The 21,047-nt window shown below is 64.9% G+C and carries 17 protein-coding genes; 5 read left to right on the forward strand and 12 right to left on the reverse strand.

Translation table 11 applies throughout. The features are described 5' to 3' along the window. Positions 1-25: 25 nt before the first annotated feature. Both GPICK_RS13835 and GPICK_RS13840 read right to left on the reverse strand, forming a co-directional pair. A complete protein-coding gene (locus GPICK_RS13835; RefSeq protein ID WP_039744145.1) occupies positions 26-2,560 on the reverse strand; it encodes a molybdopterin-dependent oxidoreductase in 2,535 nt (844 codons plus the stop codon). Positions 2,561-2,693: 133 nt separating this feature from the next. Next, positions 2,694-4,712, reverse strand: a complete 2,019-nt coding sequence (locus GPICK_RS13840) for an FAD-dependent oxidoreductase (RefSeq protein WP_039744147.1) — start codon at positions 4,710-4,712, stop codon at positions 2,694-2,696. Positions 4,713-4,994: 282 nt separating this feature from the next. On the opposite strand from GPICK_RS13840, the gene GPICK_RS13845 reads away from it, so the two are divergent. The 3 genes from GPICK_RS13845 (at position 4,995) to coaE (ending at position 8,610) form a co-directional block, all read left to right on the forward strand. Beyond that, the gene (locus tag GPICK_RS13845) at positions 4,995-6,125 is read left to right on the forward strand and encodes an aminopeptidase (protein ID WP_039744149.1); all 1,131 of its coding nucleotides are present in this window, start codon (positions 4,995-4,997) and stop codon (positions 6,123-6,125) included. A 135-nt stretch (positions 6,126-6,260) separates the two neighbouring features. After that, positions 6,261-7,907, forward strand: a complete 1,647-nt coding sequence (locus tag GPICK_RS13850) for a FapA family protein (protein ID WP_039744151.1) — start codon at positions 6,261-6,263, stop codon at positions 7,905-7,907. 100 nt (positions 7,908-8,007) lie between these two features. Then, a complete protein-coding gene (coaE, locus tag GPICK_RS13855; RefSeq protein ID WP_039744153.1) occupies positions 8,008-8,610 on the forward strand; it encodes a dephospho-CoA kinase in 603 nt (200 codons plus the stop codon). Between the two features lie 84 nt (positions 8,611-8,694). On the opposite strand, the gene GPICK_RS13860 is transcribed toward coaE, so the two are convergent. After that, positions 8,695-9,477, reverse strand: a complete 783-nt coding sequence (locus GPICK_RS13860; protein ID WP_039744155.1) for an IclR family transcriptional regulator — start codon at positions 9,475-9,477, stop codon at positions 8,695-8,697. A 373-nt stretch (positions 9,478-9,850) separates the two neighbouring features. Between GPICK_RS13860 and GPICK_RS13865 the strand changes: the two genes are divergently transcribed. Continuing rightward, the gene (locus tag GPICK_RS13865) at positions 9,851-10,306 is read left to right on the forward strand and encodes a universal stress protein (RefSeq protein WP_039744157.1); all 456 of its coding nucleotides are present in this window, start codon (positions 9,851-9,853) and stop codon (positions 10,304-10,306) included. On the opposite strand, the gene GPICK_RS13870 is transcribed toward GPICK_RS13865, so the two are convergent. The 6 genes from GPICK_RS13870 to trmB form a co-directional block, all read right to left on the reverse strand. Further along, positions 10,296-11,093 carry a sugar phosphate isomerase/epimerase family protein gene (locus tag GPICK_RS13870; RefSeq protein ID WP_039744159.1) on the reverse strand — a complete coding sequence of 266 codons (798 nt, stop codon included), beginning with the start codon at positions 11,091-11,093 and terminating at the stop codon, positions 10,296-10,298. The genes GPICK_RS13865 and GPICK_RS13870 overlap by 11 nt on opposite strands. Positions 11,094-11,098: 5 nt before the next feature. Further along, positions 11,099-12,298, reverse strand: coding sequence for a putative nucleotidyltransferase substrate binding domain-containing protein (locus GPICK_RS13875; RefSeq protein ID WP_039744161.1), 1,200 nt, complete (start codon positions 12,296-12,298; stop codon positions 11,099-11,101). A 12-nt stretch (positions 12,299-12,310) separates the two neighbouring features. After that, positions 12,311-13,840, reverse strand: coding sequence for a VC_2705 family sodium/solute symporter (locus GPICK_RS13880; protein WP_039744162.1), 1,530 nt, complete (start codon positions 13,838-13,840; stop codon positions 12,311-12,313). Beyond that, entirely contained in the window at positions 13,833-14,159 is a 327-nt protein-coding gene (locus tag GPICK_RS13885) for a DUF4212 domain-containing protein (protein WP_039744164.1), read from the reverse strand. The genes GPICK_RS13880 and GPICK_RS13885 overlap by 8 nt, the downstream gene beginning before the upstream one ends. Positions 14,160-14,239: 80 nt before the next feature. Next, a complete protein-coding gene (gene truD / locus GPICK_RS13890; RefSeq protein WP_039744166.1) occupies positions 14,240-15,454 on the reverse strand; it encodes a tRNA pseudouridine(13) synthase TruD in 1,215 nt (404 codons plus the stop codon). A gap of 3 nt (positions 15,455-15,457) precedes the next feature. Then, positions 15,458-16,087 carry a tRNA (guanosine(46)-N7)-methyltransferase TrmB gene (gene trmB / locus GPICK_RS13895; protein ID WP_039744167.1) on the reverse strand — a complete coding sequence of 210 codons (630 nt, stop codon included), beginning with the start codon at positions 16,085-16,087 and terminating at the stop codon, positions 15,458-15,460. 135 nt (positions 16,088-16,222) lie between these two features. Here trmB and GPICK_RS13900 point away from each other — a divergent pair, with 135 nt between their 5' ends. Beyond that, positions 16,223-17,548 carry a DEAD/DEAH box helicase gene (locus GPICK_RS13900; protein WP_039744168.1) on the forward strand — a complete coding sequence of 442 codons (1,326 nt, stop codon included), beginning with the start codon at positions 16,223-16,225 and terminating at the stop codon, positions 17,546-17,548. 128 nt (positions 17,549-17,676) lie between these two features. Here GPICK_RS13900 and GPICK_RS13905 read toward each other — a convergent pair whose 3' ends face one another. The 3 genes from GPICK_RS13905 to GPICK_RS13915 are packed head-to-tail and all read right to left on the reverse strand — an operon-like array spanning position 17,677 to position 20,849. Next, positions 17,677-18,906 (reverse strand): ABC transporter permease, encoded by a 1,230-nt coding sequence (locus GPICK_RS13905; protein WP_039744170.1) that lies wholly within the window; start codon positions 18,904-18,906, stop codon positions 17,677-17,679. Next, complete coding sequence (locus tag GPICK_RS13910) at positions 18,903-19,628, reverse strand: ABC transporter ATP-binding protein (protein ID WP_039744172.1); 726 nt, start codon at positions 19,626-19,628, stop codon at positions 18,903-18,905. The genes GPICK_RS13905 and GPICK_RS13910 overlap by 4 nt, the downstream gene beginning before the upstream one ends. Continuing rightward, a complete protein-coding gene (locus GPICK_RS13915; RefSeq protein WP_039744174.1) occupies positions 19,629-20,849 on the reverse strand; it encodes an efflux RND transporter periplasmic adaptor subunit in 1,221 nt (406 codons plus the stop codon). Positions 20,850-21,047 lie beyond the last annotated feature (198 nt).

Below are 21,047 nucleotides of genomic sequence, written 5' to 3' on the forward strand. Positions count from 1 at the left end.
CGTGACTCTTTTTTAGCAGGGACCGCTATCCCTTTTCCACTGAAACTCCCGCCCAGTTCGCCCCCCGCGAAAGGAGCGTGTTCACGTTCAGGCTCCGGAAATGATACGGGGCAAACAGAAGACCCGGCTGGACCCGGTTCGACACCCGCGCTTTTCCCGTAACGCTCCCGCCTGCGCTGCTGAGCTTCAGCGGAGCGCCATCGCTAACCCCAAGCTTCGCCGCATCGGCCGGATGGATCTCCACATATCCCTCGGGTGCCACCTCGAGGTTATTCGCCGACCAGGTGGTGGTGCTTCCGCTGTGATAGAGGATCGCCCCGGCAAGGAGGGTATACGGCTGGGGCGCTGCCGCTGCAACAGTGCCGCCGATGGCAAGGGTGACGGGCCCCGTCGGCACGACGGCCGGAAGGGTGACGTCTGCCCCGTAGCCGGGGACCAGAGCGGCAATTTCGGCCATGATGGCAGCGGGAGTGGCGGGACGCGCCGCGCCGGTAAGTCGGTTGTAAAGTTCCGTCAGGATGTCCCAGTCTTCACGGGCGTCGCCCGGCGGGTTGACCGCCTTTGCAAGGGCCTGAATCCGACCGTCGATAGTAGTGAACGTTCCATTCTTTTCGGCCGCCACGGAAGAGGGGAAGAGCACGTGGGCGCACTTCGCCGCCTCGCCGGGGAACGGATCCTGGACGATGAGCAGTTCGAGCTTCTCCAGCGCCGCCCGGATCCTTCCCCCTTCGGGGAACGAAACCGTCGGGTCGCAGCCCAGAAGATAGAGGGCCTTGATGGTTCCCTGCTCGACCCCCTCGACGATCTGCCAGAGGTCTTTACCCGCCTCGGCCACAACCGGCCTCCCCCACGCCTTCTCGAAGGCGGAGGCTGCGGCGGTTCCCCGGTAGCCCGGCAGATGGTCGGGGGCAACCCCCATATCGAGAACGCCCCGGATGTTCGTCTTTTCATAAACAGGGAACAGCCCCCCTGCATCCTTGCCGAGAGCCCCGAGCACGAGGGCGAGATTGGCCAGCGCCCTGACCTTTTCGCCGGTACCGCCGCTTCGCATGAGATCGGCGCCAAAGATGACGGCAACGCTCTTCTTCCCGCCCAGCAGCTTCGCCGCTTCCCGGAGGTCGGCTTCGGAAACGCCGGAGGCGGCAGCAGCGGCGGCAACGGAAACGGAAGAGAGCGATGCCTTCAGCTCGGCAATATTGGTCACCCGCCGGGCGATGAAATCCGCATCCTCTCCCCCCTCCTCAAGCACGAGCTTAATGAGGGCGGCAATGACCGCCAGTTCGCTCCCCGGCCGGTATGCCAGATGGCTGTTGGCGAACTTCTTGAGCTTCACACCGCGCGGGTTCGCAAGGACCAGCTTGGCGTCGTTCTTGGTGACCGCCTTGATGACGCGGTACTCCATGCCGGTCGCCTCGGCATTGAGGTCGCAGCCAAAGACAAGGACCGCCGCAGCCTGATCGATGGCATCGATGGTGGCGTTGGCTCCGGTCAGGCCGAGCATCTCGCGGAGCGCAGTCTGGGCCTGTGCGAAACCGAGCCGCGCTTCGGAATCGATGTTGCTGCTCCCGATCCCTGCCCGGAAAAGCTTCTGGAAGAGGTAGTTCTCCTCGTTGGTGACCCGCGGCGAGCCGAGTCCTGCCACGGCGCCCGCTCCGTACTTCGCGACGATCTCTTTCAGACCGGTGACGGCGGCTCCCATGGCGGCATTCCAGTCGGAGCTGGCCCCCCGAACCATCGGCGCGGTAAGCCGGTCGGCCGAGTTCGCGTAACTGTAGCCGAACCGCCCGTTGATGCAGAGGTTGCCGCTGTTGTAGTTTCCGTCGTCGCTCGTCACCCGCTCCACCCGGCCGTTGCGGGTGTGATACTCGATCTGGCACCCAGCCGCGCAGAAGGCGCAAACGCTCTTGGTAACCGTGAAGGCCCAGGGGCGTCCCCGGAACTTGAACGGCTTGCTGATGAGGGTGCCGGTGGGACAGACGCCGACGCAGTTGCCGCAGAACTCGCAGTTGAGCGGTTTGCCGTCCACGGTATCGATGACCGTTGCCTCTCCGCGGTCCACGACGGCGATGGCATCGCAGCCGACCACCTCGTGGTCCACCTTAACGCACTTCTCGCAGAGGATGCAGCGGTTGGGGTCACTCTCGATGAGGGGCCAGTCGTACCGGATCTGGCGCCGTTCGAGGACCGCTCCGTACTCCTGCCGGGAGGCTCCCAGCCCGTAGCAGGAATTCTGAAGGTCACATTCGCCCCCGGCGTCACAGACCGGACAGTCGAGGGGGTGATTCACGAGGAGCAGTTCCACGATCTTCTGGCGGATTCGCGAGAGCTTCTCCGATTGGGTCGTAACGGCGATGCCGTCCTTCACCGGCGTATTGCATGCGGTCATGGGGCGGTCGACCCCTTCGACCTCCACCGCGCAGACGCGGCAGGCCCCGGTGGGGGAGACCTTCTTCAGCCAGCAGAGAGTCGGGATCGTAATGCCGAGGAGTTCAGCCGCCTCGAGGATCGTCGCCCCCTTCGCTACCGTGATATCCTTCCCGTCGATCGTGAGACTGACCATATCGTAATCACCTCGGATAGTAAGGCAAAAGGCCAAGGCCCAAAAGCGCGAAGGGGTTGCCCCGTTCCGGCTTGGACCTTAAGCCTTGTGCTGGTCTTGTTGCTTTCGTGACGCTGGCGCGTGCGGGTTCAGGCTAGACCGCCGCCATGGCGACGCGGTAACAGCGCAGGCACCGCTCGGCTTCGCGTACTGCGTGGCTGTCCGCAAAGCCGAGTTCGACTTCCTGATAGTTCTTGTAGCTGGCCCGCTCCTTGCCATGGACTTCGGACTGGTGCGCCCGCGCCACCGAGTCGAGCCAGGGGACCGCCTCTCCCTTGTCGTAAACCGGGAGATTGGTCAGGATGTCCTCGAAGAGCTCGTCTTCGGTGAGGGTGGCCTTCCCCTCCTCCAGCCAGCGCTGAATCACCTTCGCCGCCCGGTGACCACTCCCGATGCAGGCCACGACGGTGAGGGGGCCGATCTCGGCGTCGCCGCCGGCGAAGACTCCGTCCAGATCGGTGATGAGCGTCCGGGAGAGGGGGTTTCCCATGCCGTCCTTGAGGTCTTTCCCAGCCGCGTCCTTCAGCGGCAGGTACTTGGTGACGACGGTGTTCCACTTGGTGATGTCGATCCCCATGTTCTCCGGAATGAACGCCAGGTCCGGATCCTGGCCGATGGCCGGGATGACCGTATCGCACTCGACGACGAATTCGCTGCCGGGTACCGGTTCCGGACGGCGACGGCCGGAGGCATCGGGCTCGCCAAGGGCCATCCGGACGCATTCGACGCCGGTCACCTGCTCGCTGGCGTCGACGATGACCCGGGTCGGGAGGACCTGGAATTCGAACCGGACCCCTTCCTCGTCGGCGCCGTCAACTTCCCAGACGTCGGCCGGCATCTCCTTGCGGGAACGGCGATAGAGCAGCGTCGACTCTTCGGCCCCCTCGCGCAGGGCGACGCGGACGCAGTCGATGGCGGTGTTGCCGCCGCCGACGACGGCCACCTTCTTCCCCATGCCGGTGGGGCGTCCCATGTAGGCCTCGCGGAGGAAATCGATCCCTCCCTTGAGGAACCCCTTGTATCCCTTGTCTTCCCCTTCGACCCCCATCGGCTTGGAGCGATGGGCGCCGGGGGCCAGGAATACCGCATCGAACTTCTGCTTCAGCTCTTCGAGGGAAATATCCTTGCCGATGCGGGTATCATAGACGATCTCGACCCCCATGCTGGCGATGATGTCGATGTCCCGCTGCAGCAGGTGCCGCGGCTGGCGGTAGGGGGGGATGCCGACGGCGATCATCCCGCCGCCGAACCCCTCGGGAAGCGCTTCGTAGATTGTTACCGGATACCCCTCGAGCGCCAGGTAATATGCACAGGCGAGGCCGGCGGGACCGGCGCCCACCACGGCAACGGTCTTGCTCTTGCGGGGTTTGGGCTGCATGGGAGGCTGCATGCCGTGCATCCACTCGTAATCGGAGGCGGAGCGCTTGAGAACCATGATGCTGATGGCCTCATCCACGTTTTTGCGGCGGCAGTGGGTCTCGCAGGGGTGGGGGCAGACGCGGCCGCAGACCGAGGGAAGCGGCATGTTCTCGCGGATCACCGCGAGCGACTCGTCGAACCGGTACTCCTTGATCGCCTCGATGTAGGCGGGGATGTCGATATGGGCGGGACAGCGGTCCATGCAGGGGGCGGTGTACTTGTCGATGAACCGGTGGGCGGCCGCCGGCTTGCGAATCCCTGCAATGTAGGCAAGAAAATCCTCGCGAAAGTGCTTCACCGCATCGAGGACCGGCACGGTGGAACTCTGGCAGAGGGTACACTTGCAATTGGCGAGCAGCTCCGCCAGATCCTCGATGGTATCCAGGTCCTTCTCGCTGGCCCGTCCCTCGACGATGGCGGCGAGAACGTCCATGAGGACCCGCGTTCCCTTCTTGCCCGGGGTGCACTTGCCGCAGCAGTACTGGGTCTGGACCCGCTTCATGTACTCGGCGGCCATGGCCGGCACGTCAACGCTGCCGTCGAAAAGGATTATTCCGTCCCACCCCATGAAAGCGGACAGCGAACGCTCCCCGTCAACGGTGGTCGGGAGCCTGAAGCTCGCCTCCTGGGCCGCGCCTCCCTTGCGGTTGTCGACGACCGTCCTCCCCCAGCTGGAAAAAACCACCTGTGCCACGCACGCCTCCGTTCAGACCTTCACAGAGCTAGTCAAAAAGTCTTAACTACCTGCTTTTATTATCAAAAATTGAACCGACAAATTGTATACAGTATGCAGTATCTATCACATTCAACTGTGACAAATCAAGGGAAAAATCATCAATGGATTGGTTTCTCCTCAGGATTGAAGCCCCAGGGCTCCTCTGGTATAGTCTGCGGAGAGCATTCGGCCTGCGGCTGTGGCGTCGGCCCATCAACTGTTCGGACAACACCATTAACAATTGAAGAGAGGACACCGTTCATGTACCGGGAACCGTTCAAATCACTCTTTGAAGTCAACATGGGGGTACGACAGGGAGAACGTATCATCGTTTTCGGCGATACGGTCCGCGCCGACGAGACCTCCTCTGCGGCAGACCGGGAACGGCGGCTCCGCCTCCTGGAGGTCGCGGGGGAAGCGGCACGGTTCGCCGACGAGACCTATGGCGCCACCACATTCGTATCCTTCCCCGCCACGGCGGCATCGGGAGCAGAGCCGCCGGAACCCCTCTGGCAGGCAGTCTTCGGCGAAGCGATCGTTGACCTGCTGGCCCGGGAAGGGCTCCTGGCGCGGCTTCTGGCCAAGCAGGCCACGACGGCCGAGGTGGAGCGGGCGCGGGAAATCGTCGCTGCCCACCGGCACGACGTTGCGGACGTGATCATCGCCCTCTCCAACAACTCCACAAGCCATACGCGCTTCCGCGCGCTGGCAAATGCCGCGGGAGGACGCTTTGCAAGCCTTCCCCACTTCGATCCCGACATGTTCTTCACCTCCATGCAGGTCGACTGGCCCCGCCTCGCCGTGCGTACCGGCAGGCTTGCGGAGGCCGTCAACGCCGCCGTCGAAATAGTGGTGGAGAGCCCCAACGGAACCCGGATGACGTTCGGCAAAGGGGGGCGGATGGCAGAGGGGGACGACGGGCTGCTCATCGAGCCGGGAAGTTTCGGCAATCTTCCGGCGGGAGAGGTCTACCTGGCCCCGGTGGAAGGGACCAGCGAGGGGGTAATGGTCCTGGAGTACGGGCCGACCCGTGCGCTCGCCTCTCCGCTCGAACTGGTGGTGCGCCAGGGAAGAGTGGTGGAGATCCGGGGTGACGAGCCTCACCGGGCGACCCTGGAGCGAAAATTCGCGGAGAGCGAACTGAACCGGAACATCGCCGAGCTCGGCATCGGGACCAATGACCGCGCAAGCCGCCCCGACAACATCTTGGAGGCGGAGAAGATCCTCGGCACGATCCATATCGCCCTCGGCGACAACTCCGGCTTCGGCGGCACGGTCCAAACCCCCTTCCACGAAGACTACGTCTTCTACCGCCCCACCCTCACCGCCGTGGCCGCAGACGGCACCGCCACGGTGCTCCTCCGGGACGGCAAGCTCCTTCTTCCCGACTGAGCGGGGAAATTTTCCTCAAGTCTTCCTGCTCCCTTCCGATACATATAATCGGGAGAAATGACCCGTATATGGCGCCATGCTCCCGGCGCCCGCGCAATGCGGGCACATCCATCACGATGCCTACGAGGTCGGGACATGGCTGACGCCGGACCGCAGAACAGGGGAAGACTGACCTTCTCGCTTGAGGGGGGACAAAAACTTCTGGCGTCCTACACTCCGGCGGACGGCGAGAAGAGCCCCTTCACCATCGGTGCGATCAAGCAGGCATTCCTGGCAAGCGGCTACGCCGACCACTTCATCTTCGACAACGCCCTCGAAGAACTCCTCACCCGCTGCAACACAATCACGCAACCCTTCACCGTCGCCATCGGCGAACGCCGTGACGGCACCTTCGCAATCCGCTGCTCCCACGACGGCGTCGAGGCATATCTCATCATAGCTCCGCCGTGGGGAGGGACTCCGGTCAGCCTCGACCAGGTCCGGCGGGGACTTACGGAGAAAAAGATCGTCACCGGGGTCCGCCACGCCGAGATCGAAGCGGCGGTCGCCTCGGGGCGTCCCCAGGAAATCCTCGCCGCCAGCGGCTGCCCCCCCGAGCCGGGCACCGACGGCGAACTCATCAGCCTCCTCCCCGAAGTCAAGGAGCGGATTCCGCGCTGCGCAGGGGAAGACGGCATCGTCGACTACCGCAACCTCGGGGAGCTCGTGAGCGTCGCCGCCGGCACCCCCCTCATGCGCCGCATCCCGCCGGTCCCCGGAACGGTGGGCGAGAGCGTCTTCGGGAAGGAAATCCCCCCGCCGCCAGTGGCCGACGTGCAGTTTGCCCAGAACCCCAGCGGTGCGGAGATATCTCCCGACGACCCCAACCTCCTGGTGGCCGCCATCGCCGGACAGCCGGTCCTCGCCAAGGATTGCGTGACCGTCGAGCCGGTCCTTACGATGAAGAGCGTCGACCTCTCCAGCGGCAACCTGTCGTTCATCGGCTCCATCGTCGTCACAGGCGACATCACGGCGGGGATGACGGTGCAGGCATCGGGCGACATCTCCGTCGGCGGGGTGGTAGAGGCGGCAAAGGTGGAGGCGGGGGGCAACATCGAGGTAAACGGCGGCATCATCGGCCAGGGGGAAGTACGCAACGCCCGCGGGGAACTGGGCGAAGAAACGGCCCGCGTCAGCGCCAAGGGATCGGTCACGGCCCTCTTTACGGAAAACGCCGTGGTCACGGCCGGGTCCGACATTCTCGTCCAGGGATTCGTCATGCAGAGCGAGCTTTCAGCCGGCAACCGGATTGCCGTGGGCGAAGAGGGGAGCCAGAAGGGGCATATCATCGGCGGCAGCTGCCAGGCGGTAAACCGCATCCAGGCGATCACCCTCGGCTCCCACGCAGGGGTCCACACCATGGTCTGCGTCGGCGTCGATCCAACCGTGCGGGAGAAGTTCTCCACCGTGAAGCTGAAGCTCCAGGAAAAGGAACGGGAATTGGACGAGATCACGAAAAAACTCTCGTACTTTACCGAAAATCCCGCCAAAGCACTCCCCAACCAAGTCGAAAAAACCCGGTTGGACCGCGAGAAACTCGCAACCGCCGTGGCGGAACTGTCCGGCGAGAAGAAACGCCTCCAGAAACGCCTCGAACGCGTCGCCAACGCCCAGATCACCGTGGAACGATCGGTACTGAGCGGCGTCATCATCTCCATCGGCACCAAGGCGCTCCAGATCGTCGAGGACCTGGGGCCGACCACGTTCCGGCTCGAAGAGGGAGAAATCGTCGTCTCATCCTGATCTCCGTCCCCCGCCCCCCCATGCACCCTGATTCTCCCATCCCCGCAGTTGACACGGCCTATCGAGTATGGGAACGTATACCCATCGAAACGGAGGCCCCATGCGCATAATCGGACTGACCGGCGGAATCGCGTCGGGAAAGAGCACCGTGACACGGATCCTGGAACGGCTCGGCACGGCGGTCATCGACGCGGACCAACTGGCCCGGGAGGCGGTCGTGCCCGGAACCGCCGGCCATCGTGCCATCGTCGAGACCTTCGGACCGGCCGTTCTCCTTCCCGACGGCGCCATCGACCGCCCGGCCCTCGGACGGATCATCTTCGCCGACCCCGTCGCCCGCGGCAAGCTGGAAGCCATCACCCACCCGGCCATTGCAGCCCTGGCCGAACAAAAGCTGGCGGAGCTTCGCCGGCGCGGCGAGAGGGTGGCATTCTACGTGGCGCCGCTCCTCATCGAGGCGGGGGCCACAGGGAGGGTCGACGAGATCTGGGTGGTCTATGTCGACCGGGAAACCCAACTGGCGCGGCTGACGGCCCGCGACGGCATCACCCGCCACGAGGCCGAGCAGCGCCTCGCCGCCCAGATGCCGATGGAGGAGAAAGCAGCCCGGGGGGCAGTGGTCATCGACAACCGGGGAGAGCCGTCGGAGCTGGAACGGCAGGTGCTGATGCTGTGGGACCGCCATTGCCGCGCCGGAGATTGAACGCCGCATCGACTCCTCTCGCTCAACGAAAAAAGCCCCCGACGCACTGCCGGGGGCTTTTCTGTTTCGCTCTCTGCCGTCTCGTTACTTGTGGTAACCGAGCTTCATGGAGATATCGTCCGCCGCCTTCTTGACGAGGGGGACCAGCTCTTTATCCAGCCGCTCATCGGTGAAGCGCATGGAAGGTCCCGAGAGGCTCACGGCACCGATGATCCGGCGGGTATAGTCGCGAATCGGCGCCGCCACGCAGCGAACCCCGATATCGAGCTCTTCGTTGTCAATGGCGTATCCCTGCTCCACCACCTGCTTCAAATCCTTTTTCAGGACATCCTTGTCGGTGATGGTGTTCGGCGTGTACCCCTTCAGCTCCTTGTGGGGGAAGAAGCTGTCCAGCTCCTCGTCGGGGAGCGACGCGATCTGCACCTTGCCGGCCGCCGTGGCATACGCGGGGAGACGCGAGCCGACGCGGGGGACGACCCGCACGGTCATGTCGGTCTCCACCACGTCCAGGTAGACGATGCTCTGCTCCTTGAGTATCGCCACGTACGCGGTCTCGTTGCACTGGCTGACGAGGGACTCAAGCACCGGCCGCGACTGGCGCAGGATCCCCATCTGACGGATGAAGGTCTGGCCCAGCTCCAGGGTCTTCAGGCCAAGACGGTAATTCTCGGTCACCCGGTTCTGTTCGATATACCCCCGGGACTCGAGGGTCGCGAGGAGGCGAAAGACGTTGTTCTTATGCAGCTTGAGCCGCTTGGAGAGTTCGGTAACCCCAAGCTCGTCCACATCATCGTGGAACTGTTCCAGAAGGTCGAGTGCGTGATCGACCGCCTGGATGATATATTCCGATTTGTCCTTTTTGGCCATTGGTGCCCCTTTTTCTCAGGAAAAAAGATGAATTTAGTTTGATACTTCGTCAGAAAAAATAAGTCAAGCCAAACATGGGGGACGCGAAACCACGGAAGAAACCGTCGGCCGCGCTCCCCTCCCGGAGAGAAAAAGCCGCTCCTGCCGCATCCTCTTCCCATCATACCATATAATTTGAAAAACGATAGAATATCGTTTTATAATTGTCAAGGGTGAATATTTGCTTTATAGTCGCCACCGAAGCGGCCACATGGGCATCCACAGCCATGTCCGGGCCAAAAAAGCCGGCCGGCCGGAACGTTGCGAACGGCCTCCATGGCAGGGGGCGTAACGCCGACGACCATCACGCCCGTTTTATTCCCGGGAGGAGAGCATGCTGAATCTGCGCAAAAAGATCCTGGTGGCCATCGACGGCTCCCCCCTTTCCGACAAGGCGGCCGAAGAGGCGGTCCGGATGGCGGCGGGGAACCCGAGCCAGTTCAAAAGCAAGATCTACGCCATGCTGGTCCTTCCCAATGCGCCCCGCAGCACGTTCACCGACTTCGTCCCCCCCGCGCCCATCACGGAGACGAAGGAGTGGGACGAACTGCGCGAGCGGGTCTTCTACGTGATCGAGAAGGATGCCCGGGAGGCGGGAATCCCCCTGGAGATCAAGGCCGTGTACGGCGACCCCGCCGACCAGCTGATCGCCTTTGCCGAGCAGGAGCAGATCGACGTCATCGTCATCGGCAGCTCCGGCAAGGGGTTCATCAAGCGAAAGCTCCTCGGCAGCGTCTCCCACAAGGTGGCGAAAAACGCCCCGTGCTCGGTCTACATCGTCAGGGGGTAGCGGAGCCGGTGCCGGTGCGGAGGTAGGCAAGGACCTCCCGCAGACTCTCGACGATGATCCGCTCGTCGCGGGGAAACTCCTCGGGGGAGAGCTCAAGGGTAAGGGTCTCGTGGTAGCCGGTGCTTCGCAGGTGGTTGAGGAAGCGGGTCAGGGGGAGGATGCCGTGCCCCGGCAGCAGGTGCTCCCGGCCATGGCCGTAGTCGGAGAAATGGACGTTGCGGATCCGTCCCGAATTGTAGCAGAGGTAGAAATCGTTGATGAAATTGGCCTTCCCCGACCCCATGTGAGTGGTGTCGAAGGTCATGAAGAGGTTCCGCTCCTGGATGAAATCGATGAACTTGGCGGTCTGGGAGAGGATGTGGGGATTCACCCGAAACCTCTTCCCCACCCACGGCATGTTCTCCAGCGTGACGATGACTGCCCCGCCCCCCACCTCCTTCTGAAAATCCATCACCGTGTACATCCACCGCCAGAAGCCGACCTCGAACCCCATCCAGGAGGGGGGGTGGAAGTTGACCAGCGGTACCCCGGCGGCGGCGGCAAGCTCCACGCACCGTTTGAGGGAGTCGATGGGGCTCCCCCAGCCGTCCAGCGGCATGAACGGGGCATGAATCGAGTTGATCGGGATGATCTCCGCCAGCTCCTCCATGAGCTTGCGGCAGTTGACCTTCTGGAAATCCTGGTTGATGATCAGTTCGACCCCGTCGAACCCCGCCTCCCGGGCGATCGCCACCACCTTGCCGAGGGGAAGGGTGAAGAGGGTGCCGGTGGAAAGAGAAATCCTCATCCCGCTCACCCCTGGCCGGCCATGCTGCTGTAGACCATCTTCTGGAGGGTTCCCACCGCCTCCAGCCCCCGCTTCAGTTCTTCCTGCTCATCCACCGCCAGGGTCGACGGAGAGATGAACATCCCGCTGGCGCGCCCCCCCCGTGCGATTTCCTCCGCCAGGGCAAACTTCCCGAGGGCATGCCAGGCGAACAGAAGCTGTTCTGCCAGCTCCACATCGATCCGCCCCCCCTGCAGCAACCCCCGGATCCGCTCCACCGTCCCGCTCTCCGGGATGTCGAAGCGCACCGTCAGCACCCGGACGATGGCCACCAGCGGCTCGACGCCGTAGAGCCCCAGATTGAACTCGCCCCGGTGCGCCCCCCCCCGCTCCACCCGGAAGCGCCCGAAGAAGTCGAACCCCGACGGCATCATCGCCGTCCGCCGGGCCGCTTCCCGCACCGCATCCTGGTGGTAGCCGAGCATCGCCCGGACGAGATTGACCATCCCCGCGGCCAGGGAGGCGTCGCCCGCCACGAGCCGCAGGTCCGCCAGCCTGATGAGCCCCTCCAGATCGCCGTCTCCTTCGGCGAGACGCGTCGCGATCCGCGTCCGCCACTCCGCCATGCTCCCGCGCCAGGCCGGCAGTGACGGCAGGACGCCGGAGCGATCCGCAAGGCCGAGGTCGCAGAGGATTTCCGCGCCTTGCCCGGCAAAGGCCGTCACCGCCTCCCCCTCATCCCCTTCCGCCCCGTGGACCAGCAGAAAATCGCCGAGGGAAAAGAGGGTTCCCTCCCCCCGGCCAGCCGCGCCGACCCCCATCAGGCACCAGGGGACGGACGGAAGCGGCCGGGCAAGACGGAACGCCGCCGCCGCCGCACGGTCGGTAACTGCCGTGCAGACCAGATGACAGGCCGCCACGGAACCGCGCCGCCGGAAATAATCGGCGACCATGTCGCGCAGTCGCTGGAGGGGGACGGCCAGGCCTTCGGCATCGCCAGCCTCGTCGATGGCGGCCACCTCCCGTCCGACCTCAGCGTAAAACCGTTCCTCGAAGGCGATCTCGTCGCGGAGGGTCCCCGCCACCCCTTCCAGGAGCGCCAGTTCCTCACCCGGAGGAAGATGCGCCATCCGGCCATGGAGATCCCGCCGCAGGCGTGCGAGAAAATCGGCCGTTCCCTGTCGGGAGAGGACATCCTCCCCCCTGGCTCCGAGAAAGATCGGCATGCTACCTCCGGATCACTCCATGTGGCCGTGGACCTGCTCGGCCAGAAAACGGCGCATCTCCTCGGACGGTGGGGGGGTGAGGAGGGAGACCGCGATCATCACCGCCACCACGAGGGGGGCGCCGAAAAGGGCCGACGAGGTGAGGGGAAAGATATCCGCCACCGCCGGGACGACACCGCCGAAGAGGGGGGTGGCGAAGGTGACGACGACGCCGGTCAGCATCCCCGCAATGGCGCCGTAGCGGTTTGCCCGCCCCCACCAGATGCCGAGGAGAAAGGCGGGAAAGATGGTGTTGCCGGCCAGCGCGAAGGCCACCGCCGTGATCTCGGCGATGAGCCCCGGCGGATGGAGGGCGATGAAAAGGACCACGGCGGAAAGGACGACGACCGCCCCCTTGGCGAGGGCCATCTTGGTCACCTCCGACGCCCGGGGGTTGATGATACGGTAATAGATGTCGTGGGAGAGGGAAGCAGCGCCGGTTATGAGAAGCCCCGCCACGGTGAAGAAGGCGGCGCTCGTCGCCCCCGCCGCCAGGATGCCGATCATCCACGCCGGCAACCCCCCCATGACTGCCGTCCTGATCACGACGATGTCGGCCATGCCGGTTGTCGCTGCAGGAGGGGGAACCATCCCCGCCCGGGCCTCCAGGAGGCGGGCAAAGACCGCGTAAGCCGGGGCCGACCAGTAGATGAGGGCGATGAAGAAGAGCCCCCAGACCAGGCTCCAGCGGGCATCGCGGATATTGGGGACCACGTAGAAGCGCGACAGCACGTGGGGAAGGCCGGCGGTCCCCACCATGAGGGTGAAGCAGAGGGCGACCCACTGGAAGAGGGTTCCCGAGGCAAAGGGGGCGGCAAAATTGATGCCGAACTCCCGTTTCAGATCCTGAATCGCCACCCCGTAGCCGAACTGGGGGAGCATCCAGAAGTAGCCGAGCTTGTACGCCAGGGCCATGAGCGGGAGGATGAAGGAGACGATCAGGACAGTGTACTGGAGCTGTTGGTTGCGGGCCACCCCGAGCACCCCCGAGAGGATCACGTAGCCCACCGCCACGGCGCCGCCGAGGAGAAGGCCGCTGCGGTAGTCGGTGCCGAAGAGCCAGGCGAAGAGCATCCCGATCCCCTTGAACTGGGCGGTGCAGTAGATGACCGAGATGGTGATGGAGATGCCGGCCGAGATGAGCCGCGCCGCGGGGGAATCGTAGCGGGCCCCCACGAAATCGGGGGCGGTGTACTTGCCGAAGCGCCGGATCTGCCCCGCCATGAGGACCAACAGCAGGACGTAGCCGCCGGTCCAGCCGATGACGTAGGCGAGGGCATAGTACCCCTGGAGGTAGAGGAGCCCCCCCATGCCGAGGAAACTCGCCGCGCTCATCCAGTTGCTGGCGATGGCCGCCCCGCCCCCCACCCGGCCGATGTAGCGGCCGCCGAAGCCGTAGTCGCTCATCTCGCGGCTCCGGGCCCGGAGCCCCGACACGATGAAGGAGCCGAGGGTCGCGGCCACGATGAGCAGGGGGATGAGATTGAATCCGGCGTCAGTCATGGCTGCGGTCCCTTCTGCGGCTGTGGCGCTCGGTGTGGCGGTCGATGTAGATGTTGAACAGGATGCAGAGAATGATGAACCAGAGGGGAAGGAACTGGCCGGTGAACCAGAAGTGCCAGGGGAAGGAGAGAAACGTCAGGCGGGTGAAGATCCCTTCGCCGGCAGGGGTCTCGGCCAGCAGCCGGAGCACGGCCTGGAAACCGAAATTCACCATCCCCCACCCCAGGAGAACGGCGAGAATGATCGCCACCTCGCCGGTCATGTACCCCTGCCGGGGGCGGAAGAGATTGACGTCGTACCGCTCGCGGTCCTGTTGCATTGAACACCCCTCCCCACGACGTATTGTACCGTACAATGGCGGCATGCGCCCACAGCATCCCCGGCCGGCTGGCCCGGGCCTCATTCCGGCTTCATGATCTCCCGCAGCACCGCCGTAGCGTAGCTCCCCTTCGGCAGCGAGAACTCCAGGACGAGCCCGTCGGCATCGACTTCCGTCCGCGGGTCGCCCACCGGCACCCGCAGGGGACGGCGCTCCCCCTCCATCCGCAGCCCGCCCGGAAGGTCGAAGCTGGCGGGGGTAAGCCCTGCGGCGGCAAGGAGCGCCCCTTCCCGCTCCCCCACCTCCTCGCTGGCGGGGGTCATCCGGCAGCCGAAGATCGGGCCGGTGGGAGAGATTTCGAACCGCGCCGCCCGGGGGGCCTCCACGGCGGCATCCTCCACGAGGAAACAGGCGCCGTTTTCGTGCTTCCAGGCGAGATCCCCCGCCAGGACCGTGTCGAGGGAGTCGATCCGGGCCGCCACCACCTGGTCGAAGAGGTGGGACTGGCAGGCCGAGAGGTAGAGCTTCTTGAGGCGGGGATGGACCGACTGGAAGGCCCGCTCGAAATCGCCGGGGCGCTTCGCCAGGCGTTGGAGCACCTCCCGCTCGGTCCGGCAGTGCCCCGGGAAGAGGCGGATGCTCTCCTCGATCTCCCCCCGGCGGTACGCATCGATGGCCCCCCGCCACCCCTCCCCTTCCACCTTCGTCGGGTCGCCGATCAGGAGGTCCACTGCCCCCCGCCAGTCGCCGGCGAGCATGGCCCGGCCGATGAGATGGCTGTTCCCCTGCACGCCGTAGCGCTGCTCCCCGAAGCGGTTCGGCACCCCGCGCCGCGTGAGCACGGCCAGGATCTCCCCGGCCCGGGAAAGGGCCTCCGGCACCACTCCCCGCACCCGGATCAGGAAGCGGTTCCCCGCCAGATGGCCGAGCCGGAGCTTGTTGCGGTGGCGCTCCGCCGAGAGGACCGCGATGCCGGGAAGCTCCAGGGCCCGGACCTCCTCCGGCGCCACCCGGGGCAGCGACACGGTCTGGCGGGTCACCCCGCGGCTGTCTTTCATCCCGGCGTAGCCGACCTCCCGCTCCGGTACTTTCAAAGCCCGTGCCAGCCGCCGGATCGCCTCCAGAGTGGTGATGCCGCGCTTCTCGATGAGGGCGTAGGTGTGCCCCCCCTCCCCGCACGGCAGATAAAGCGGAAGCTCCTCCACCATGAAGTCTTCGGCGCTCTCCTTGATGCTTCCGCCGGTGCCGGGAAGGCCGGCGGTCAGATAACGGCTCGTCGGCTCATCGTTCCTCACGCCTTACCCCTCGCTCGTCTTGCGGTAGTGGACGAAGTAGATCCGCTTCCCCTCGGCCATGAACTTCTGCATGTACTTGGAGAGGTGGTACCCCGCCAGTTCGTGGCGGTAGCGGTCGGGGGCGAGCATGTTCTCATACCCCGGCACCCCCGTCATGAATTCCGCCACGTCGAGCCCGTAGTCGTCGAAGTCGGTGGCGAAGTAGAAATCCCCCCCCGGCGCCAGGTAGTGGCGGATGAAGCCGGCGAACTCCGCGTTCACGAGCCGGCGCTTGCGGTGCCGCTTCTTGGGCCACGGATCGGGGCAATTGATGTGAACCGCCGCGAGGGATCCGGGGGGAATCCGCTCGGCGACGAACTTCCGCGCCTCGTCCCGGACGACCCGGACGTTGGCGAGGCCGTGCTTCTCGATCCGGCGGCAGGTCTTGTAACACCCCTTGTTGTAGAAATCGATGGCGATGTAGTTCAGGTCGGGGCGGTCGGCGGCGGTCTTGGCGATAAAATCGCCGATGCCGCAGCCGATCTCCAGGGCGAGCGGATTGGCGTTGTCGAAGAGGGCGTACCAGTCGACCGGCGCGGCCAGGTCGTCGGGGTTGAGGAAAAATGGGGATTGAATCTCGATCATTCGCTGCATGGACGGGTTCCCGATGGTGTGAAAGTCCGCGTACCATAGCATAAAACGGCCAAAACGCGGAAGCGCTTTTCTTGCCATTTAGTCCCTGCTGTGCTATAGCTATCCGATTGAAATAACGTAAAAAAGGAACACCAGATGAAATTCAGTGACTTGAACCTCCCCGAACCGGTCCTCCGCGGGGTCGTCGATGCGGGGTTTGCCGACTGCACCCCGATCCAGGAAAAGACCCTCCCCCTCTCCCTCGCGGGGCGCGATGTGGCCGGCCAGGCCCAGACCGGCACCGGCAAGACCGCCGCCTTCCTCATCTCCCTCTTCACCAAGCTGCTGGCGAACGAAAAGCAGGGAGAGAGCCGCCATCCCCGGGCCCTGATCCTCGCCCCCACCCGGGAGCTGGTGGTCCAGATCGAGAAGGACGCCCAGGTGCTCGGCGCCCACTGCGGCCTCTCCATCCAGGCGATCTACGGCGGGGTCGACTACATGAAGCAGCGCAACGCCCTCAAGGAAGGGGCCGACGTGGTGGTCGGCACCCCGGGGCGGCTCATCGACTACCTGAAGCAGAAGGTCTACTCCCTCAAGGAGATCGAGGTCCTCGTCATCGACGAGGCGGACCGGATGTTCGACATGGGCTTCATCGCCGACCTCCGCTTCATCCTCCGGCGCCTCCCCCCCTACGACAAGCGCCAGAACCTCATGTTCTCCGCCACCCTCAACCAGCGGGTGATGGAGCTTGCCTACGAGTTCATGAACGTCCCCGAGAAGGTGGCGGTCACCCCCGAGCAGATGACCGCCGAACGGGTGGAGCAGGTCCTCTACCACGTGGGGCGCAAGGAGAAGTTCCCGCTCCTCCTCGGCCTTCTGCGCAAGGAGGGGATGGCACGGACCATGATCTTCGTCAACACCAAGCGCGAAGCAGAATTCCTGGACGAGCGGCTGAATGCCAACGACTTCCCCTGCCGGGTCATCTCCGGCGACGTGGAGCAGCGCAAGCGGCTGCGGATCCTGGAGGACTTCAAGAGCGGCACGCTCCCGATCATGATCGCCACCGACGTCGCCTCCCGGGGGCTCCACATCGACGGGGTCTCCCACGTCATCAACTACGACCTCCCCCAGGACGCCGAGGACTACGTCCACCGCATCGGCCGCACCGCCCGGGCCGGCGCCGAGGGGAAGGCGATCTCCATGGCCGACGAGGACGGCGCCTTCCACCTGGAGGCGATCCACGAGTACATCAAGGACAAGATCCCGGTGGAGTGGGCCGAGGATGATCTCTTCGTCCACGACTTCAAGCGGGTGAAGCCGAAGGCCAAGCACCACGAGGCCCGGGCCAAGGGACCGATCCATCACGGAAAGAGGCATCCGGAAGGGGAGAAGAAAGACGCGGGCGCCGAAGGTGACGCGAAGAAACGCCGGAGCCGCCCCCGGAAGAAGAAGCCGGCGGGGGAAAATCCGAAACCGGAGTAGCGGCACCGGATGATCGGTGCGGGAGAGATGAAAAAGGGGAATGGCCAGCGGGCCGTTCCCCTTTTTTGCACCGTGGAGTGTTCTGAGCGGAGCAGACCCCGTCCATCTGCCGGTCTCAGGCTACAGGATCACTCGTACCGCAGCGCGTCGATGGGGTTCAGGTTGGCCGCCTTACGGGCAGGATAGAAGCCGAAGAAGACGCCGACCCCGGCGGAGAAGGCAAAGGCGATGACGATCGCCTGGGTGGAGATCAGGGTCGGCCACTGCATCAGCTTCGAGATCGCCGTGGCCCCCGCCACCCCGAGGAGCATGCCGACCACCCCGCCGCAGGTGGTGAGGAGCACCGCCTCGGTGAGGAACTGCAGCAGGATGTCCCGCTGCTTGGCGCCGATGGCCATCCGGATCCCGATCTCCCGGGTCCGCTCCGTCACCGACACCAGCATGATGTTCATGATGCCGATCCCCCCCACGATGAGGGAGATGGAAGCCACCGCCCCCAGGAGGATCGACATGACCTTGGAGGACTGCTCGGAGACCGCCAGGATCTCCGAGAGGTTGCGCACCGTGAAGTCCCGCTCCCGGCTCGGGCCGATCCGATGCCGCTGGTCCAGGAGCGCGGTCACCTCCTCCTCGGCCTTTTTCAGGACGTCGGCGCTCTTGGCCTGGATCATCATGGCGCTCACCGTATTGGGGAACTGGCTGCCGAAGAGCTTGCGCTGGGCGGTGCGGAGCGGGATGAAGATCACGTCGTCCTGGTCGGTCCCCTGGGGGGACTGCCCCTTCTTCCCGAGGAGTCCGATGACGGTGAAGGGGATCTTCTTGATCCGGATGATCTTGCCGATGGGATCGGCGTCGCCGAAGAGGCTGTCGGCCACGGTCTGGCCGATGAGGCAGTTTTTGGTCGCCCCGTCCACATCGGACGGAGAGATGTTTCTGCCGGCCGTCAGGGGCCAGTCCCGGACGGTGAGCATCTCCGGCGTGCATCCCATGACGATGGTGGACCAGTTCTGGTTGCCGTAGACGATCTGGGCCGATCCCCGCACCGTGGGGGCCACATCCCCCACCGACGGGCACTCCGCCTTGATGGCGCGGGCGTCGTCGTAGGTGAGGGTCGGTGTGCCGCCGGCGCCGGTGCGCAGCCCCCCGCTGGTGGTGGAGCCGGGAATGACCAGGAGGAGGTTGCTCCCGATGCTGGAGATCTGGTCGGAGATCATCTTGCTCGCCCCCGAACCGATGGCGACCATGGCGATGACGGCGGCGATGCCGATGATGATGCCGAGCATGGTCAGGAGCGCCCGCATCTTGTTCACCCGCAGGGCCCGCATGGCGATCAGCAGGCTTTGCCAGAGCGTTGTCATGGTGCCTCCCCGGAGACCGGTGCCGCCACGGCGGGGGAGGCGTTCGGCGTATCGGCGATGATGGTGCCGTCGCGGAAGATGATGTGCCGCCCGGTGAAGGCGGCCACGTCCGGCTCGTGGGTCACCATGATGATCGTGATCCCCTGGCGGTTCAACTCCTGGAAGATCGCCATGATCTCGACGGTGGTCCGGGAATCGAGGTTGCCGGTCGGCTCGTCGGCCATGATGATGGCCGGCTCGTTCACCAGGGCCCGGGCAATGGCCACCCGCTGCTGCTGGCCGCCGGAGAGCTGGTTCGAGTAGTGGTCGGCCCGCCCGGCGAGCCCCACCCGCTCCAGGGCCGCCAGGGCCCGCTCCCGACGGACCGACGCCGGCACCCGGGCGTAAACCAGCGGCAGCTCCACGTTCTCCCGCGCCATGGTCCGGGCCAGGAGGTTGAACCCCTGGAAGACGAAGCCGATCTTGCGGTTGCGGATCTCGGCCAGCTCGTTGGGGGAGAGCTGGCCGACATTCACCCCGTCCAGCAGGTACTGGCCGCCGGTGGGGACATCGAGGCAGCCGAGCATGTTCATGCAGGTGGACTTGCCGCTTCCCGACGCCCCCATGATGGCGACGAACTCCCCCTCTCCCACGGTGAAAGAGACCCCCTTCAGGGCCTCCACCCGCTGATCCCCCATGGTGTAGACCTTGGTGACGTCCGTGATCCTGACCACCTCGCCCATCTAGAACCTCGGCCCCATGGGGCCGCCCATGCCGCCCGACTTTTTCTCCGACGACGTCGCCTGCTCGACGATCACCTCATCGTTTTCCTTGAGGGGGCCGGAAACGAGCTCCACCTGGCCGTCATTGCCGATGCCGGTCTTCACCGCCACCGCCACCGGCTTGTTCTCCGCCCCCAGCACGTAGACCTGCTGCCCCCCCTCTTTCTTCTTGCGGTGCTGCTCCGGACCGGCCTGCGGCCCCTTAGCCTCCTTCGCCTCCTTGCCGTCCTTCCCCTTCTTCGGCCGGAAGCGGAGGGCAGCGGCGGGGAGCTTCAGGACGTTCTCCTTGCGGGCCGTCTCGATGCTGACGTTGGCGGTCATCCCCGGCTTGAGCTTCAGGTCCCCGTTGTCCACGTCAATCACCACCACGTAGGTGACGACGTTCTGGGTGACGACCGGGGCGTTGCGGACCTGCCTGACGGTGCCGGCAAAGCGGTTTTCGGGGTAGGCGTCCACAGTGAAGGTGACCGCCTGGCCGACCTTCACCCGGCTGATGTCGGCCTCGTCCACGCTGGTGTCGATCTCCATGCGGGTCAGGTCCTGGGCGATGGTGAAGAGGGTCGGGGTCTGGAACGAGGCGGCCACGGTCTGCCCCACGTCCACGTTGCGAGAGACGACGATGCCGTCCACCGGGGAGCGGATGGTGGCGTAGCGGAGGTTGGTCTCGGCCTGGCTGAAGGAGCCGCGGGTCTGGGACACGCTCCCCTCGGACGCCTTCACGGTGGCCAGCGCCATCTGGTACCGGTTATCGGCGGTATCGAAATCGCCCTGGGAAACGACGCCGTCCTTCAGGAGCTGGCGGTTGCGCTCCATGCTGCGCCGGGCATCGGCAAGATCGGCCTTCGCCTTCTGGAGGGTGGCCTGGGCGTTCAGGTAGTTCCCCCGGGTCTGTTCCACCTGGGCCGAGAAGAGGGCGGGATCGATCTGGGCGATGACCTCCCCCTTCTTCACCGACGAGTTGTAGTCCACGAAGAGCTTCTGGATGGTGCCGGAAACCTGGGTGCCGACCTGCACCGTCACCACGGCGGCGAGGTTGCCGGTGGCGGAGACGGCGGAGACGATGTCCCCCCGCTCGACCTTGGCGGTCTTGTACACCGTCTCCGGCTTCTTGTTCAGGGTGAAATAGGCGGCGACGCCCGCCACCACGAGCACGGCGACGGCAGGGATGAGGAATTTCTTCATTCTGGAACCTCGGCGAGGAGAATAGCCACTTCGCTTGTATAATCGAAAACGAGGCAGGACTCAACCGCGTTGACATGAAAAAGCCCCCTGGTCGTGAAACCAGGGGGCTCGTCGGTTCAGCCCGCCACCGTCAAGCGGCGGGCTCGCGTCGGCAACCCTCCTTGCAACGGGTCACCGGGCGAAGCATATAAATGGTGG

Source organism: Geobacter pickeringii, from assembly GCF_000817955.1.
Classification (GTDB): domain Bacteria; phylum Desulfobacterota; class Desulfuromonadia; order Geobacterales; family Geobacteraceae; genus Geobacter; species Geobacter pickeringii.